At 73.5% G+C, this 16,341-nt stretch carries 13 protein-coding genes; 7 read left to right on the top strand and 6 right to left on the bottom strand.

Annotated elements, in window-relative coordinates; translation table 11 throughout:
* Positions 1-43: 43 nt before the first annotated feature.
* Positions 44-1,546 carry an AMP-binding protein gene (locus AB0F04_RS14635; RefSeq protein WP_362041285.1) on the top strand — a complete coding sequence of 501 codons (1,503 nt, stop codon included), beginning with the start codon at positions 44-46 and terminating at the stop codon, positions 1,544-1,546.
* Between the two features lie 369 nt (positions 1,547-1,915).
* Here AB0F04_RS14635 and AB0F04_RS14630 read toward each other — a convergent pair whose 3' ends face one another.
* Both AB0F04_RS14630 and AB0F04_RS14625 read right to left on the bottom strand, forming a co-directional pair.
* Complete coding sequence (locus AB0F04_RS14630; protein ID WP_362041283.1) at positions 1,916-2,428, bottom strand: EF-hand domain-containing protein; 513 nt, start codon at positions 2,426-2,428, stop codon at positions 1,916-1,918.
* Positions 2,429-2,596: 168 nt separating this feature from the next.
* The gene (locus AB0F04_RS14625; protein ID WP_030849533.1) at positions 2,597-2,977 is read right to left on the bottom strand and encodes an STAS domain-containing protein; all 381 of its coding nucleotides are present in this window, start codon (positions 2,975-2,977) and stop codon (positions 2,597-2,599) included.
* A 358-nt stretch (positions 2,978-3,335) separates the two neighbouring features.
* On the opposite strand from AB0F04_RS14625, the gene AB0F04_RS14620 reads away from it, so the two are divergent.
* Both AB0F04_RS14620 and AB0F04_RS14615 read left to right on the top strand, forming a co-directional pair.
* Positions 3,336-3,917: a sigma-70 family RNA polymerase sigma factor gene (locus tag AB0F04_RS14620; RefSeq protein WP_362041281.1), complete on the top strand. Its 582-nt coding sequence runs from the start codon at positions 3,336-3,338 to the stop codon at positions 3,915-3,917.
* A gap of 95 nt (positions 3,918-4,012) precedes the next feature.
* Positions 4,013-5,311: a zf-HC2 domain-containing protein gene (locus AB0F04_RS14615; protein WP_362041943.1), complete on the top strand. Its 1,299-nt coding sequence runs from the start codon at positions 4,013-4,015 to the stop codon at positions 5,309-5,311.
* A gap of 79 nt (positions 5,312-5,390) precedes the next feature.
* On the opposite strand, the gene purU is transcribed toward AB0F04_RS14615, so the two are convergent.
* Entirely contained in the window at positions 5,391-6,272 is an 882-nt protein-coding gene (gene purU / locus AB0F04_RS14610; protein WP_362041279.1) for a formyltetrahydrofolate deformylase, read from the bottom strand.
* 94 nt (positions 6,273-6,366) lie between these two features.
* Positions 6,367-6,867 carry a hypothetical protein gene (locus tag AB0F04_RS14605; protein ID WP_344466673.1) on the bottom strand — a complete coding sequence of 167 codons (501 nt, stop codon included), beginning with the start codon at positions 6,865-6,867 and terminating at the stop codon, positions 6,367-6,369.
* A 117-nt stretch (positions 6,868-6,984) separates the two neighbouring features.
* Here AB0F04_RS14605 and AB0F04_RS14600 point away from each other — a divergent pair, with 117 nt between their 5' ends.
* Complete coding sequence (locus AB0F04_RS14600; RefSeq protein ID WP_362041277.1) at positions 6,985-8,295, top strand: ABC transporter substrate-binding protein; 1,311 nt, start codon at positions 6,985-6,987, stop codon at positions 8,293-8,295.
* Between the two features lie 621 nt (positions 8,296-8,916).
* On the opposite strand, the gene AB0F04_RS14595 is transcribed toward AB0F04_RS14600, so the two are convergent.
* Complete coding sequence (locus tag AB0F04_RS14595; protein ID WP_362041275.1) at positions 8,917-10,701, bottom strand: hypothetical protein; 1,785 nt, start codon at positions 10,699-10,701, stop codon at positions 8,917-8,919.
* Positions 10,702-10,902: 201 nt separating this feature from the next.
* Positions 10,903-12,288: a transcriptional regulator gene (locus AB0F04_RS14590; protein WP_362041273.1), complete on the bottom strand. Its 1,386-nt coding sequence runs from the start codon at positions 12,286-12,288 to the stop codon at positions 10,903-10,905.
* Positions 12,289-12,593: 305 nt separating this feature from the next.
* Between AB0F04_RS14590 and AB0F04_RS14585 the strand changes: the two genes are divergently transcribed.
* From AB0F04_RS14585 to AB0F04_RS14575, 3 genes are all read left to right on the top strand, one after another.
* Positions 12,594-13,256 (top strand): bifunctional DNA primase/polymerase, encoded by a 663-nt coding sequence (locus AB0F04_RS14585; protein WP_362041272.1) that lies wholly within the window; start codon positions 12,594-12,596, stop codon positions 13,254-13,256.
* A gap of 114 nt (positions 13,257-13,370) precedes the next feature.
* Complete coding sequence (locus tag AB0F04_RS14580; protein WP_362041270.1) at positions 13,371-14,162, top strand: ABC transporter ATP-binding protein; 792 nt, start codon at positions 13,371-13,373, stop codon at positions 14,160-14,162.
* Positions 14,159-15,751 carry a transporter gene (locus tag AB0F04_RS14575; protein ID WP_362041268.1) on the top strand — a complete coding sequence of 531 codons (1,593 nt, stop codon included), beginning with the start codon at positions 14,159-14,161 and terminating at the stop codon, positions 15,749-15,751. Before AB0F04_RS14580 ends, AB0F04_RS14575 begins: the two co-directional genes overlap by 4 nt.
* Positions 15,752-16,341: the final 590 nt, after the last annotated feature.

The following is a 16,341-nucleotide window of genomic DNA, read 5'->3' as shown; positions in this document are numbered from 1 at the left end:
TCCCATCTGACGACCCGTCAGCCAAGGAGCAGGGGGCGCAGCCGTGAACGAGACCCCGCACGCCCTGAGTTCGTCGGCCACGCTGTGGGAGCTGGTGACCCGCCGCGCCGCCCTCACCCCCGGCCGGCCGCTGTTCCACCAGGACGGCCGCACGCTCACCTTCGAGGCGCTGCGCGCCCGCGCCGAGCGGGTCGCGGCCGGGCTGTACGGCATGGGGGTACGCCCCGGCACGGTGGTCGCCTGGCAGCTGCCCACCCGCATCGAGACGGCCGTGCTGTCCTTCGCCCTGGCCCGGCTGGGCGCCGTGCAGACCCCGGTGATTCCCTTCTACCGGGACCGCGAGGTCGGCTTCGCGCTGCGCGAGTCCAGGGCGGAGTTCTTCGCGGTGCCGGGCACCTGGCGCGGGTTCGACCACGCGGAGATGGCCCGGCGGCTGGGCGCGAAGGGCGTCTTCGAGGCCTACGACGACCTGCCCGAGGGCGATCCGTCCGTGCTGCCTCCCCCGCCCCGCGACGGCACCGCGGTCCGCTGGATCTACTGGACGTCCGGCACGACCTCCGACCCCAAGGGTGTGCTGCACACGGACCGTTCGCTGCTCGCGGGCGGCTCCTGCCTCGCGCACGCGCTGCGCCCCTCGGCGGACGACGTGGGCTCGATCGCCTTCCCGTACGCGCACATCGGCGGCCCCGACTACACGGTGATGCTGCTGCTGTACGGCTTTCCGGCGGTGCTGTTCGAGCAGTTCGCGCTGCCGGACGCGCTGGCGGCGTACCGCGCGCACGGGGTGACGATGGCGGGCGGGTCGACGGCGTTCTACTCGATGTTCCTCGCGGAGCAGCGCAAGCGGCCGGGCGAACCGGTGGTGCCGTCACTGCGGCTGCTGGCGGGCGGCGGGGCGCCCAAGCCGCCGGAGCTGTACCACGCGGTCGTGCGCGAGATGGGCGTGCGGCTCACCCACGGGTACGGCATGACCGAGGTGCCGATGATCACCATGGGGGCGCCGGACGACGACCCCGAGCTGCTGGCGACGACCGAGGGACGGCCGCCGGAGGGGATGGAGATCCGGATCGTGGACGGGGAGGTGCGGCTGCGCGGGGAGGCGGTCTGCCGCGGGTACCTGGATCCGGGGCAGACCGCGGAGGCCTTCGACGAGCAGGGGTTCCTGCGCACCGGCGACCTCGGTCGGCTCACGGACACCGGGCACCTGGTCCTCACCGGCCGGCTGAAGGACGTGATCATCCGCAAGGGCGAGAACATCTCGGCCCAGGAGATCGAGGACCTGCTGCACCGGCATCCGGCGGTCGGGGACGTGGCCGTGATCGGGCTGCCCGACACGGCGCGCGGCGAGCTGGTGTGCGCGGTCGTGGAACAGCCGCCGGACGCCGGGACCTTGACGCTCGCGGACCTGACCGCCTTCCTGCGCGCCGAGGGCCTGGCGGCGCACAAGCTGCCGGAGCGGCTGGAGGTGGTGGACGCCCTTCCGCGGGGCGAGACCCTGCGGAAGGTGCTGAAGTACCGGCTCCGCGAGCGCTACTCGGGCACATGACCGGCACCGGGCGGGCCCCCCAGGGGCGCGGGGAACTGCGCGAACAACCACCGCCAGCCCACAGCCGCCCGCCCACAACAGCCCCTACGGCGAAAGGGCACCGACATCCCACGCCCCGGCGGACACGCGACCCACAGCGGACAGGCCCCCCAGGGGCGCGGGGAACTGCGCGAACAACCACCGACAGCCCACAGCCGCCCGCCCACAACAGCCCCTACGGCGAAAGGGCACCGACAACCCACGCCCCGGCGGACACGCGACCCACAGCGCACAGGCCCCCCAGGGGCGCGGGGAACTGCGCGAACAACCACCGACAGCCCACAGCCGCCCGCCCACAACAACCCCTACGGCGAAAGGGCGCGCGTGGCCCTACTCGGGCACGGTGAAGTAGCGGGCGAAGGCCGGGACGACCTCGGTCTCGCCGACCTTGCCGTCGCCGTCCGCGTCGAGCGTGGCGGCAGCCGGTCCGGCGGCGTCCTCGGGGACGCCGAGGCACTTCAGGACTCGGCCGGCCTCCTCGACCGTCGCCGCCCCGTCACCGTCGGTGTCCGCGACGTCCAGAGCCGCGTGCAGGAAGGGGCGGGCGATCTCGGCGAACCGGTCGGGGTTGTCGCGCAGGCGCTTGACCGCGCCGTTGACGAACTCCTCGCGCGTGATGCGCTGGTCGCCGTCGCGGTCCGCTATCCCGGCCATGCCCTGCCAGAAGGCCTCGGCACCGCCGTACAGGGCCTGTCCCTTGTCGGACCGGGCCGCCACGCCGAACTCCGTGAGCAGCGCCTTGGCCGCGCCGTAGAAGTCCTCGCGGTCGATGTAGCCGTTGCCGTCCTGGTCGAAGGTGGCGAACCGGGCGGCGATCCTGCGCTCGTACTCGCTGCTGACCATGTCTCTTTCGGGCCGCCTTACGTCGGGTGGGGTACGTCTGGGTCGGAGCGTACGACGGAGGGCGCCGTTCGGGCGCGCGAAAACGTCACTTGTGCCAAGACCGGGGGAATTCCGGGACAACGGCGTGCCGGAACAGCGACATTCGCCGTACGGTGCGTCATCGGGCCGTCACGCGGACAGGGGTTCGCCCTCGTCTCCGAGGGCCGCGTCCACATCGCCGTACACGTCGAACAGTCTGCGTACGCCCAGCGCGCCGAGGACGCGGTTCACGTGGGACCCGTCGGCCGCGCCGCGGGCGGGCAGCACGAGGCGCAGCCGGCCCTGGCAGGAGCGGATCAGCCGGCGGGCCGCGATGAGCACGCCGACACCGCTGGAGTCGCAGAAGAACACTTCGGACAGATCCAGGACGAGACAGTGATGCCCCTCGGCCACCACGTCGTGCACGCGCTGACGCAGCACCGGTGACGTCACCAGATCCAGCTCGCCCGACACCTGGAGCACGGCCCATTCGCCCTGCTCGCCGCCGGTCACTTTGAAGGTCACCACCACGCCCTTCGATCGCCAAACCGGAAGCAGACCCTACGCTTCCTTGCAGCGCGGCTGCCCAGCGGCGGTTCCCTGAAACGCAACCCGGAAAACGGATCCCCCGCAGAAGAGGCTTGATTTGGCCGACTTCGATCCTGTTCGATCCTTTTTCAGTCATGTCTGATCGACGGACGGCGGGGTAGGCGGGAGTCCAAAGGCCTCCGGTGCAGGTGCCGGCGGTCCTCTACCACTTGCAGCCGCTCAGGGGGCGCACATTGCCACAAAGGGGCGTGCGCCACCGGACGTGCCGACTACATTCGAGGAGACATCGGGCACAGGCTGGACAGAGCACGGGCGCGGGACACGAGCAGGGGGTGAGGGCATGGCGAGAAAGGACGCACCGCCTCGCTGGGACCGCAAGATGCAGCAGCGGCTCGCCCGCGGCGAAGCGGCCGCCCTCGGTGAGCTCTACGACCGGTTCGCCTCCCTCGTGCACGGCCTCGCCCACCGCGTGCTCGGCGACGAGCGCGCCGCCGACGGCATCACCCGCGAGGTCTTCATCCACGTCTGGGAGCATCCCGACTCCTACGACCCCGGGCAGGGTCCGCTGCGCACCTGGATCGCCTCCCTGACCCACCGGCTCGCGGTGCAGCGACTGCGCGCCACCGAGACCGCCGCCCTCGCCCGGGAGGGTGCCGGCACCACGGAGGAACTGGAGCGCCGGGTGCGCCGCGCCTCGGTCGCCGCCCGCGCCGACTACATCGTGCAGTCCATGCCCGTCCCGCTGCGCTCGGCGCTGGAGCGGGCCTACTTCCAGCGCCGCGACTACCGCCAGACGGCCACCGACCTCGGCATCACCGAGGACGAGGCCCGCCGCCGCCTGCGGCTCGGCCTGCAACTGCTCTCCACCGCCCACGACACCGAGCCCCCCGGCACACCGCCGGGACACGGGGGTGCGGTGTGAACGGGCCGGACGGGTTCGAGGCGCACGAGTACGGCGAGGGGGACGCCGGCCACGAGGAGAAGGGCACCACCCGCGACTCCCCTGACGAGGGCGGCATTCGACCTGAGAGCGGCGACACCGGGCACGGCAGCGGTGACGTTCCGGAGCACGGGCGGCCGCCGCGGATTCCCCCGCCCCGGGCCTCCGTCGAGGACAGCGGGCTGCCGCTGCCCCCGCCGGGGGACCTCGGCGACACGGCGGCGCCGCGGCGCGACGAGGTACCGCTGCGCCCACCCGCCCCGGCCGTCTTCGAGCACCCCGTGCTGAAGGCCCTGCTCGGTGCCTGGGCGCTGGCCGCGTGTTCGGCCGAGGAGGCCGCCGCCGTCGAAGAGCACCTCGGTGCCTGCGGGTCCTGCGCCGACGAGGCCCGGCGGCTGCGCGAGGCGGTCGGGCTGCTGCAACGCCCCGAGAGCCTGGACCTGGACCCGGGACTGCGCACCCGTGTCCTGGACACCTGTCTGGAGCGGCGCCCGCCGCGCATCCCGGTACCGGAGTGGGCCGCCGCGTACGATGCCGAGACCGCGCGCCTGGACGCCCTGCTGCAGGACTTCGGCGACGCCGAGTGGCACGCGCCGGTACGGCTGCGCTGGTTCCGCTCCGACGAGTCGACGAGCCGCCGCACCACCGTCGCCGGCGTCATCGCCCATCTGCTCAGCGTCGACGGCCTGGTGGGGGTCGCGCTCGGCCTGGACGACCCGCTGGGCGACGTCCCGTCCAAGCGTCCTACGCCGGCGTCCCGCACCGAGGCGTTCTGGCGCGCCTCCCACTTCCCGCCCACCCGGTCCGTCCGGACGCCCTGGCGGGAGCAGAGCCACAGCCTCGTGCGCACGGTGTCGTTCACGCGCGGCGGCGCGGAGATGACACCGGTGTCGTACGGCGACTTCGAACTGCCCCTGCACGACGCGATGCTGGATCGCGCCTTCGAGTGCTGGGTGCACGGGGAGGACATCGCCGAGGCGGTGGACTACCCCTACGCCCCGCCCTCGCCGCGCCATCTGCACCGCATGATCGACCTGGCGGCCCGCATGCTGCCGACAGCCCTCGCCCACCGCCGGCGGGCCGGTCTGGCCGCCCCGGCCCACCACCGCCACTTGGTCGCCGCGGGCGAACCGGGCCGCAGCCTCCGCCTGGAGATCGAGGGCTCGGGCGGCGGCGAGTGGCTGATCCCCCTCGACTCCCCCGCGGCGAAGGGCTCCGCCGAGCACGAGGTGGCCCATGTGGCCCTGGACGGCGTCGAGTTCTGCCGCCTGGCCGCCGGCCACGTCCCTCCGCAGGAGGCGGCAGCGGGCCAGGTCGGAGACAAGGAGGCGATCAGAGACGTCCTGTTCGCGGCGGCATCACTGAGCAGGATGTGAGGTTTTTTGGGGGCGCGGGGAACTGCGCGAACAACCACGCACAACCCGCACCCGCCACGAAACAGGACAACCCGAGCTCCTAGGCGAAGATCACAGTCCGCCGCCCATTGAGCAGAATCCTCCGCTCGGCATGCCACTTCACACCCCGGGCCAACGCCTGGCACTCCACGTCCCGCCCGATCGCGACAAGCCCCTCAGGCGTCACGTCGTGCCCGACCCGCTCGACCTCCTGCTCGATGATCGGCCCCTCGTCGAGATCAGCCGTCACGTAATGAGCGGTCGCACCGATCAGCTTCACACCCCGGGCATGTGCCTGGTGATACGGCTTCGCCCCCTTGAAGCTCGGCAGGAACGAGTGGTGGATGTTGATGATCCGCCCGGAGAGCGCCTTGCACAGGTCGTCCGACAGCACCTGCATGTACCGGGCGAGCACGACCAGCTCGACACCCTCCTCACGCACGATGTCGAGCAGCCGCCCCTCGGCCTCCGCCTTCGTGTCCTTCGTCACCGGAATGTGGTGGAAGGGGATGTTGTACGACCCCACCAGCTCGGCGAAGTCCGTATGGTTCGACACCACTCCGGCGATCTCCACCGGCAGCGCCCCGGTCCGCGCCCGGAACAGCAAGTCGTTCAGGCAGTGCCCGAACTTGCTGACCATCAGCAGGATGCGCATCTTCTGGTCGGCCCGGTTGATCTGCCAGTCCATCTGGAAGGAGTCGCCGATCGCCGCGAAGCTGGCCCGCAGCTTCTCCACGGTCACCGGGGCGTCCGCCGAGAAGTGGACCCGCATGAAGAACAGTCCCGTGTCGTGGTCGCCGAACTGCTGACTGTCCTCGATGTTGCAGCCGGTCATGAACAGGTAGCTCGACACGGCGTGCACGATGCCCTTCCTGTCCGGGCAGGAAAGGGTGAGGACGTACTGGTCGGCCGGGGCCGCGGCGCTGGTGGACTGCTCGTTCATGCAGGACAGGTTCCCACAGGGGACGACACGACCGGCAACCGTCCCGCAGGTCGGACCGCCGCCCGGCCGCCGGTCCGGCCGGCTCGGAAGACCGCTACGCGGACCTGGTCATGATCCGCAGCACGTCCAGGCTGCGCGGCGCGGCGTCCGGCTCCTCGCCGTCACTCGCGGCGAGCCGCACATGCGCGTCGCGGGCCGCCTGGACCGCCTCCGGCCACGCCTCGTGCTGGAGGTACGCGGCGACCGGCGCGTCCGGCCCGACCTGGTGCATGATCCGCAGCACCCGCAGCACCGCGGTGTCGACCAGGGCCGCCTCCTGCGAGTCGCGGAAGATCGTGCCGACGTACTTCTCGGCGGACCAATGATCCAGCCAGGTGTCCTCGACCAGCCGGTACACCGCGTCGGTCACGTCGCCGTAGCCGTCCACACCGGCCAGCCAGACGTCCCGCTGGAACCCGGGATCGGAGAGCATGTGCAGCGCCGAGCGCACGTTGCTGCGCCAGCGCCACCACGGCATGTCGTTGACAGGCATGCCGCCCATGGTGGATGAGCGACGGCCACGACGGGAAGAGTTCTCCGAAGCTTGCACGGTCATCGATCGTACGTTCCCCTCCACATCGGTCACACCGGCCCCTGCAATTCACCTGTGCGTCACCCATTGTTGATCGGACATCACGCAAGGGTTAGTGATGTGACGGAATCGTGCGGAACCATGACCGGCAGGCGACGCACCCGCAGCACATTCCTCCCCGGCCTCCTCACCCGTCACGCCAGACACGGCATCGTCTCCGCGGGCACGGCGGTCGCGTGCGCGTCGCTCCTCGCCGGATGCGGTGTCGTCCCCGGCACCACGGGGGGAGTCGGGGACGACACCATCACCGTGATGACCTGGGCCCCGCAGGACACCGAGGCCACCAACAAGCCCGGCATGCCCGCCTTCGCCCGCGCCTACGCGCGCTGGGTCAACGCCAAGGGCGGGATCAACGGCCGCAAGCTCGACGTGCTGACCTGCAACGACCACAACGACAGTGTGGCGGCCGCGAAGTGCGCCCGGCGGGCCGTCAAGGAGAACGCGGTCGCGGTCGTCGGGTCCTACAGCCAGTACGCGGACTCGTTCTTCCCCTCGCTCGAGGGCGCGGGCATCCCCTACATCGGCGGCTACGGCATCACCAACGCCGAGTTCACCAGCCCCCTGTCCTACCCCGTCAACGGCGGGCAGCCCGCGCTGCTCGCCGGTCTCGGCAGCGCCCTCGCCGGTTGCGGGCCCGTCGCGCTCATCCGGCCCGACACCATCGCGGGGGACCAGCTGCCCCCGCTGCTCGACTCCGGTCTGAAGGCGGGCGGGCACCGGGGCTCGCACGACCAGCGGGCGGCGGAGGACGCCACCGAGTACGACGGCCAGGCCGAGCGTGCCCTGCGTGCCACGGCGGGCGGCACGGCGGACGACGGGTGCGTGGTGCCCGCGCTGGGGGACCGCAACGGCACCTTCATGGACTCCTTCCGGCGGGCCCGCCAGGACTTCCCCGAGGTGCGGACGGCGACCGTGCTCGGCAGCGTCGACCAGACGGTGATCGACGCGACCGGCGGAGCCTCGGGCCCCTACGAGGGCTCGTACATCACCGGCTGGTACCCGGTGGCGAGTGATCCGCGCTGGGACGGGATGAAGCAGGTGATCCGGGAGCAGGCCTTCGGCGACAACCGCATCGACCCGGCGGACGCCGGAGTGCAGACCACATGGATCGCCTACACGGTGTTCCGGCAGATCGTCGAGTCGCTCGGCGACGGCGAGGTGAGTGCCGACACGGTGACGGAGGCCCTGAACGACGGCCTGCAGGTCGGCACGGGCGGGCTCACGCCGAGGCTGCGCTGGCGGTTCCAGGACAAGCTCGCCGCCGTGGGCTTCCCGCGCCTGGTCAACGCCAACGTGACCCTCCAGGTGGTGCGGGACGGGCGACTGGTCTCGGCGCGCAAGGGCTTCGTCGACACGACGCGGACGCTGGAAAACGCCGACGTCAGCGCCTGAGCCCCGCCTCCGGCGGCTCCCGCCGGACCCGGGCCTCCAGCCCTTCCCCGGTGCCCCACCTGACGGCTCACGCCGGGCGGGCCTCCGGGACTTCTCCAGCACCCCGCACCGCGGCTCCCGCGGGGCCCGGGCCTCCAGGCCTCCCCCCGTGCCCCACCTGACGGCTCACGCCGGGCGGGCCTCCGGGACTTCTCCAGCACCCCGCACCACGGCTCCCGCGGGGCCCGGACCTCAGGACTTCCCCGGTGCCCCCACCTGACGGCTCACGCCGGGCGGGCCTCCGGGACATCCCCCGCCCCGCCCCGCGGCTCGCACCGGACCGGGACCTCCAGGCCTCCCCCGCCCCGCACCCCGGCCCACACCGGGCCCGGGCCTCCCCCCGTGCCCCACCTGACGGCTCACGCCGGGCGGGCCTCCGGAACATCCCCCGCCCCGCCCCGCGGCTCGCACCGGACCGGTCCCTCCAGGCCTCCCCCGCCCCGCACCCCGGCCCACACCGGGCCCGGGCCTCCGGGACTTCTCCAGCGCCCCGCACCCCGGCCCACACCGGGCCCGGGCCTCAGGACTCCCCCCGGCCCCGCAGCTCACACCGGGGCGGGCCTCCAGGCCGTCTTCGTTTCGTCAGAGCTGCGTCGGCTGGCGCTCGGTCAGGCCGTACTTCTTGGCGATCCCGTTCCACAGGCCGGCCGCCTTGGCCTTCTCGGTGCTGGCGACGCCGCTGGCCCGGTTGCCGGCCAGGGTCTGATTGGTGGTGCGGGCCTGGCCCTTCTTGCAGCCCTTCTTGCCGGCGGTCTGGTCGGCCCAGGCCGCGTAGTGGTTGTCGGCCGACGCGGAGGCCTGCCAGGCCTTGGTGAGGGCGGCGGTCAGCGCGGCGTGGCCGGGCAGCTTGTCGACCTCGACGCCGGAGAGCCGGGTGACGAGCCCGCTGCGCTGCTTGGCCGCGTCCCGCAGGTCCTTCGCCGCCTGCGGGAGGTTGTCGCAGCCCTTGACGTCGGCGACCGCGTTGATCACGGTGCTGCGGCTGTTGCCGCTGTCGGCCAGCAGCTTGTCCAGTTCCACCGCCTGGGCCCGGGCCGGGTCGGCCGACGGCGAGGCGGAGCCGTCCGTCGCGGGGGCGGAGGCGGCCACGGTCTTCTTGTCGCCGCTGTCGTCCTCACCGCCGCCTCCGCCACCGGCGAGCAGCGCTCCCGCGCCGACACCGAGCACGGCGATGCCGAGGCCGACGGCGGCGATGACGGGCACACGCGATCCGGTACGGCCACCGCGCGAGCCGCCTCCGGCGGGCGGGACGTGGGAGGGCTGGGGGGCGCCGCGGTACGCGGGCCGCGACTGCGGCTGCTCGATGCGGGGCATCTGCTGGGTGGCCCCGGACGGGGCACCGGCGCCCCGGTCACTGCGGAAGAGGCTGTCGAACTCGGCGGGCGGCTGCTTGTCCCCGCCGGGCACCGGCGGGATGTACTGCGTCGCCTCGGAGTCCGGGTGCGCGGCCGACGGCAGCGGCCCGGCTCCCGTCCCCGCCCGGGGCCCGGTCCCGAGGTACCGCGTCGCCTCCGGGTCCCCCCCGGACGGCGTCTCGGGCGGCAGCGCCCCCGGGGACACCGGGGGTATGTACTGGGTCGCCCCCTCGTCGCCGGCCGGAGCGACGGGCGGCAGGTACTGCGTGGCCGCGGCGGCGTCGCCCGCGACGGGCGGTATGTATTGGGTCGCACCCTCGTCGGCGGGCGCGGGCAGCGGGGCGCCGCCGACGGGTGCCCCGTACGCCCCGGAGGCCGGCGGCAGACCGCCCCCGTACGACTGCTGCGGTGCTCCCCCACCCGGAGCGCCGTACGGCCCGCCGGCCGGCTGACCGGCACCCGGCGGGTATCCGTACCCGGAGCCTGCCTGCGGCGACCGCGCGTCGCCGTTTCCGGCACCGTGCGCGTCGGCCCCCTGCGCAGGCCCGTAGCCGGAGCCCTCCGGGGGCAGCGGGGCGGTGCCGTACGAGGCGTACCCGGCGGCGCCCGCGGGCGGCTGGGCCGTGCCGTACGGGTCGGGGTTCGCCGGTGTGCCGGTGTAGGGGTCCGGGGACCGGGTGCCCTCCGGGGGGAGGGAGCCCGGGGCCTGGGCGTCCCACGCGGGCTGCTCCGGCGTGCCCCACTGCTGGGGCTGGGACTGCCAGGTCCGGCCCGGCGGCGGGGGCGGGGTCTGCTGCTGCTCCGGGCCCCACGGCTGGCCCCAGGTCTGGCCCTCCGCGGGGGCCGACGCCTGCGGCCCGCCCGCCGCGGGCGGGGCGGGGCGGCGGCCGGGGGCGTCGGCGGGTCCGCCCGTCATGCCCGGCAGCAGGGGTTCGCCACCGTCGGAGGGCAGCACGATGCCTTCGCGCGCGGGGCGCGCCGAGGGCTCCTCGCCCTGTCCACTCTGCGTCACCGGGACTCCTACTTATGGGGGACCTTGTGAATCGTCGGCTCACGCTACCGGGTCCCCAGAGCCCCGTGCCACGCAGCACAGGGCCCGACCGCATGCCCTGTGAGCGCGGTAACACCGGCGGGTCAGGGCGCGTTGCCCCTGTCACCTCCCCCGCACGCCGCAGCCGTTTCCCGCATGTTCACGCATCCGCAGACCCTGTGTTCACGCAGCCGCCTGCAGGTCGAGCCGCGCCCCGAACTCCCTCACCACCGCCTCGTCCCGGTACGGCTCCAGCCGCTGCTGGAAGTCCTCCAGGTACTCGGCGCCCCGGTTGGACCGCAGCCCCTCCAGCAGCTCCACGGCCTTCATGCCGGTGTTGCACGCCTCCTCGATCTCGCGCTGCTGCACCTGTGCCGTGGCCAACAGCACATATCCGATGGCCCGGCGGCGCGCCCGCGTCTCGGGATGCCCGTCCAGCGACTCCTGCGCGCACCGCGCCGCCGCCTCGGCCTGCCCGAGATCCCGGTGGCAGTGGGCCAACTCGTCGGCCAGGTAGGCCTCGTCGAAGTGCGCGATCCACACCGGGTCGTCCCCGGCGGCCGGGTCGGCCGCCTCCAGGGCGCTCACCGCGCGCCCCGCCGCGGACTGGGCGGCGCGCACGTCACCCAAGAGGGCGTGCCCGCGCGCCTCCGCCGCCAGGAACATCGACTCCGCCCGCGGCGACACGCGCCCCCGCGCCCCCTCCTGCGCCGCCCGCGCCAACTGCGCGATCTCCCGCGGGTTTCCGAGCTGCGCGGCGAGATGGCTCATGGAGGCCGCGAGGACGTACCCGCCGTAACCGCGGTCCCCGGCGGCCTGCGCCAGTCGCAGCGCCTGGATGTAGTAGCGCTGGGCCAGGCCGGGTTGTCCCGTGTCGACGGCCATGTACCCGGCGAGCTCCGTGAGCCGGGCCACCGCGGCGAACAGGTCCCGCCCGACCGCTTCCCGGTACGACCCCGCCAGCAGCCCCGAGACGACGCTGTTGAGGTAGTGCACGACGACCGGCCGCACATGCCCGCTGCCGTACTGGTGGTCCAGGTCCACCAGCGCCTGCGTCATGGCCCGCACGGCCTGCACGTCGGACTGCCCCACGCGCGGCCCCGCCGAGCGCGACACCTGCGCGTCGGGGGCGGAGATCAGCCAGTCCCGGCTGGGCTCGACCAGCGCGGACGCGGCGACGGAGGAGCCGGACAGGAAGTCCCGCCGCCCCACGTCACTGCGCCACAGCTCGCAGACCTGCTCGATGGCCCCCAGCACCGTCGGCGAGAACTGCAGGCCCACGCCCGAGGCGAGGTTCTTGCCGTTGGCCATGCCGATCTCGTCGATCGTGACCGTACGGCCGAGTTTGCGGCCCAGCGCCTCGGCGATGATCGCCGGTGCCCGGCCCCGTGGCTGCTGTCCGCGCAGCCAGCGCGCCACGGACGTCTTGTCGTAGCGCAGGTCGAGGTTGTGCTCGGCGCCGCACATGTTGACCCGGCGGGCCAGGCCGGCGTTGGAGCATCCGGCTTCCTGGATGAGCGCCTGGAGCCGTTCGTTCGGCTGCCGGGCGACGAGCGGCCTTGCGGCCATGGCGTACCCCCTGTGGCTGCGGTGCCTGCCCACGCACCGAGTTGACGTGTCTTCCGCGGCCGAGCCCCTCACGTCCCAGCGAGAAGATCCGGCCGTGAAGATCAATGCCCCGCCCACCAGGTGAAAATGCGAGGCATGTGAGGATTGCCGGGTAACGGCTGTTGCCGACCCCACACCTGGCTACCCAGCTCCGGCCACCGTTCCTCCTGCGCGCCCCCGCACATGCACCCATGCGCCCCGGGAACAGGGGCGATGCTCTCCCCCGCGCACGGGGGCAGGCGTAACCCCTGGTGACGACCAGAGTTGTGTTCATCGTGGAAGAGACGATCGCCGGCGCCCAGGCCGCTCAGATCCCGAAGCAGCGCGGGGAATCGCTGCTGGAGACCGCTGTTCGCTACGCCGAGGAGCGCCACTGGGACGTGTTCCCCGGCACCTGGCTCGAAGCCGTCGACGGCAGCCAGCGCTGTTCCTGCGGTGACGCGGCGTGTCCGGCGCCCGGGTCGCACCCGGCGCGTCCGGACTGGGCGACGCAGGCGACGGGCAGTGCGACGGTCGCGCGGCGGATGTGGCAGAAGCAGCCGACCGCGTCGATCCTGCTGCCGACGGGGCGGACCTTCGACGCGATCTCCGTGCCGGAGACGGCCGGGTTCCTCGCGCTCGCGCGGATGGAGCGGATGGAGCTGACGCTCGGGCCGGTGACGCTCACGCCGGATCGGCGGATGGAGTTCTTCGTGCTACCGGGGGCCGGGGTGAAGGTGCCCGATCTGGTGCGGAAGCTGGGGTGGTCGGTGTCGTCGCTGGATCTCACCGTGCTGGGTGAGGGGGCGTATGTGGCCGCGCCGCCCACGCGGTTCGGGGCCCGGGGGGCCGTGCAGTGGGCCTGCCGGCCGACTCCGGCCAATCGGTGGCTGCCGGATGCGGAGGAGTTGATCTCGCCGTTGGCTTACGCGTGCGGGCGGGATCGATAGCCGCGCCTCTTCCCCTGCCTGGTTTCTGTGGTTGGGCGACTGCCGGACGCGCGTGGTCGTTCGCGCAGTTCCCCGCGCCCCTGAAAAGGGCGACGCCCCACCGTAGGGTGCAAGGTGACGGAGGGAGGCGCGGTGGGATCCAGCGCTGTGCGGGTGCGGGGGCTGTGGAAGCGGTTCGGGGAGCAGGTCGCTGTCGCCGGGGTCGATCTCGAGTTGCCCGCGGGCAAGTTCATCGGGCTCGTCGGGCCGAACGGGGCCGGGAAGACCACCACCTTGTCGATGGTGACAGGGCTGCTCCGGCCCGACCACGGGACCGTCGAGGTGGTCGGGCACGACGTGTGGCGGGACCCCGTCGAGGTGAAGGCCCGGATCGGGGTGCTGCCGGAGGGGCTGCGGCTCTTCGAGCGGCTCTCGGGGCGGGAACTGCTGGCGTACAGCGGCCGGTTGCGGGGGCTGCCGGGCGCCGAGGTCGACAAGCGGGCCACGCAGCTCCTGGACGTCCTCGACCTGGCCGGGGCCCAGCACAAACTGGTCGTCGACTACTCGACCGGCATGCGCAAGAAGATCGGGCTCGCCGCCGCTCTCCTCCACAACCCGGAAGTGCTGTTCCTGGACGAGCCGTTCGAGGGCGTCGACCCGGTCTCCGCGCAGACCATCCGGGGCGTCCTGGAGCGGTACACGGCCTCGGGCGCCACGGTCGTCTTCTCTTCCCACGTCATGGAGCTCGTCGAGTCGTTGTGCGACTGGGTCGCCGTGATGGCCGCGGGGCGGATCCGCGCCACCGGCACCCTCGCCGAGGTGCGCGGGGACGCGCCCTCGCTGCAGCGGGCGTTCCTCGAACTCGTCGGCGCCCAGGGCCGGGACGCCGGGTCCGACCTGGACTGGCTGGGCGGTGGGTCGCGGTGAGCACCCCCGCGATCACCCCCGTCTTCATCCGGCTGAAGCTGTCGCTGCTGCGCAACGGACTGCGGCAGTCCGGCGGGCGCAAGGCCGCCTACATCACGTCCGCCGTCTTCGCTCTGCTCTTCGCCGCGCTCCAGCTGCTCGGGCTGATCGCGCTGCGCGGGCACGCGCACGCCGAGTCGGTGGTGGTTCTGGCGGTGGCGGTGCTGGGCCTCGGGTGGGCGGTCATGCCGCTGTTCTTCCCCAGCGGTGACGAGACCCTCGACCCGACCCGGCTGGTGATGCTGCCGCTGCGCCCCCGGCCGCTGGTACGGGCGCTGCTGACGGCTTCGCTGGTGGGCATCGGGCCGTTGTTCACGCTGTGTCTGCTGGCCGGTTCCGTGATCGCGGTGGCACGGGGCGGGGCCGCGTTCGTGGTGGGGGTGGTCGCCGTCGTGCTGGCGCTGCTGGTGTGCGTGGCCCTCGCGCGGGCCGTCGCCGCCGCCAACGTACGGCTGCTGACCAGCCGCAAGGGGCGGGACCTCGCGGTGCTCAGCGGGCTCGTCATCGCGATCGGGGCGCAGGTCGTCAACTTCGGCGCGCAGCGGCTCGGGGCGTCGGGACTGGGCGAGCTCGACCCGCTGGCGGAGGTGCTGCGCTGGGTGCCGCCGGCGTCCGCGATCTGGGCCGTGCACGCGGTGAGCGAGGGGTCCTACGGTCTCGCCCTCGCCCAGCTGGGGCTGGCCGCCGGTGCGCTGGTGGCGCTGCTCGCGCTCTGGTCGCGGCATCTGACGCGGCTGATGACCTCGCCCGACGGATCCACCCTGCCGGGCGCCGAGTCGGCCGTCAGGGAGCGGTCGTCGACCGGGCTGGGGCGGCTGCTGCCGGCGGGCCGTACGGGCACGGTCATGGAGCGCAGCCTGCGGTACGTGTGGCGCGACCCGAAGATCAAGGCCGCCTGGGTGACGTCGCTGGCCATCGGGCTGATCGTGCCGGTGTTCAACGCCTGGCAGGGCACCGGGTCGGTGTACTTCGCGTGCTTCGCCGCCGGGATGCTCGGCATCCAGATGTACAACCAGTTCGGGCAGGACACCTCGGCGTTCTGGATCGTCGCGATGACGATCTCCTCGACGCGTGACGCCTACGTCGAACTGCGCGCCCGGGCGTACGCCCTGCTGCTGATCACCCTGCCGTACGCCACGCTGGTCACCGTGGTGACGACCGCCATGCTCGGCGACTGGCATCGGCTGCCCGAGGCGCTGGGACTGTCCTTCGCGCTGCTCGGCGCGATGCTCGCGACCGGGGCGTGGACCTCCGCCCGCTTCCCCTACTCCATCCCGCAGGAGGGCTACAAGAACGTCGCCCCCGGGCAGACCGGGCTCGCCTGGATCTCCATCTTCGGCGGGATGATGGCGGCCGCCCTGCTGTGCGCGCCCGTCATCGCGCTCACCATCTGGCTGAACGCGAGCGCCGACGGCGACGACTGGGCGTGGCTGCTGCTGCCGGTGGGCACGGCGTACGGGGCGGCGCTCACGGCGGCGGGGCTGAAACTGGCCGCGCCGCAGACGGCCCGGCGGCTGCCGGAGATCCTGGCGGCCGTCAGCAAGGGGTGAGACGCCCGCGGACCTCCCCACAGGCGTCCCGGTGAGCGGCCACCCGGGCCTGCACGGGAAGGCGTCCCGCCAGTGGTCGCCCGGGGCCTGCCCGGGAAGGCGTCCCGGTGAGCGGTCGCGCGGGCCTGCGCCGGGCGGCATCCCGCCAGTGGTCGCCCAGGGCCTGCCCGGGAAGACGTCCCAGTGAGCGGCCGCCCGGGCCTGCGCCGGGCGGCATCCCGCCAGTGGCCGTCCGGGGCCTGCCCGGGCAGGTGTCCCGGTGAGCGGCCGCCCGGGCCTGCCCGGGGCGGCATCCCGGTGAGCGGCCGCGCGGGGCCTGCCCGGGAAGACGTCCCGGTGAGCGGCCACCCGGGCCTGCGCGGGAAGGCGTCCCGCCAGTGGTCGCCCGGGGCTGCCCGGGAAGGCGTCCCGGTGAGCGGCCACCCGGGCCTGCGCCGGGCGGCGTCCCGCCAGTGATCGCCCGGGGCCTGCCCGGGAAGACGTCCCGGTGAGCGGCCACCCGGGCCTGCACGGGAAGGCGTCCCGCCAGTGATCGCCCGGGGCCTGCCCGGGAAGGCGTCCCGGTGAGCGGCCACCCGGGCCTGCGCGGG

This window comes from Streptomyces sp. NPDC029041 (assembly GCF_040637515.1).
Taxonomy (GTDB): Bacteria; Actinomycetota; Actinomycetes; order Streptomycetales; family Streptomycetaceae; genus Streptomyces.
The sequence above is the reverse complement of the archived record's forward strand: the minus strand, read 5'-3'. Positions and strand labels throughout refer to the sequence as shown.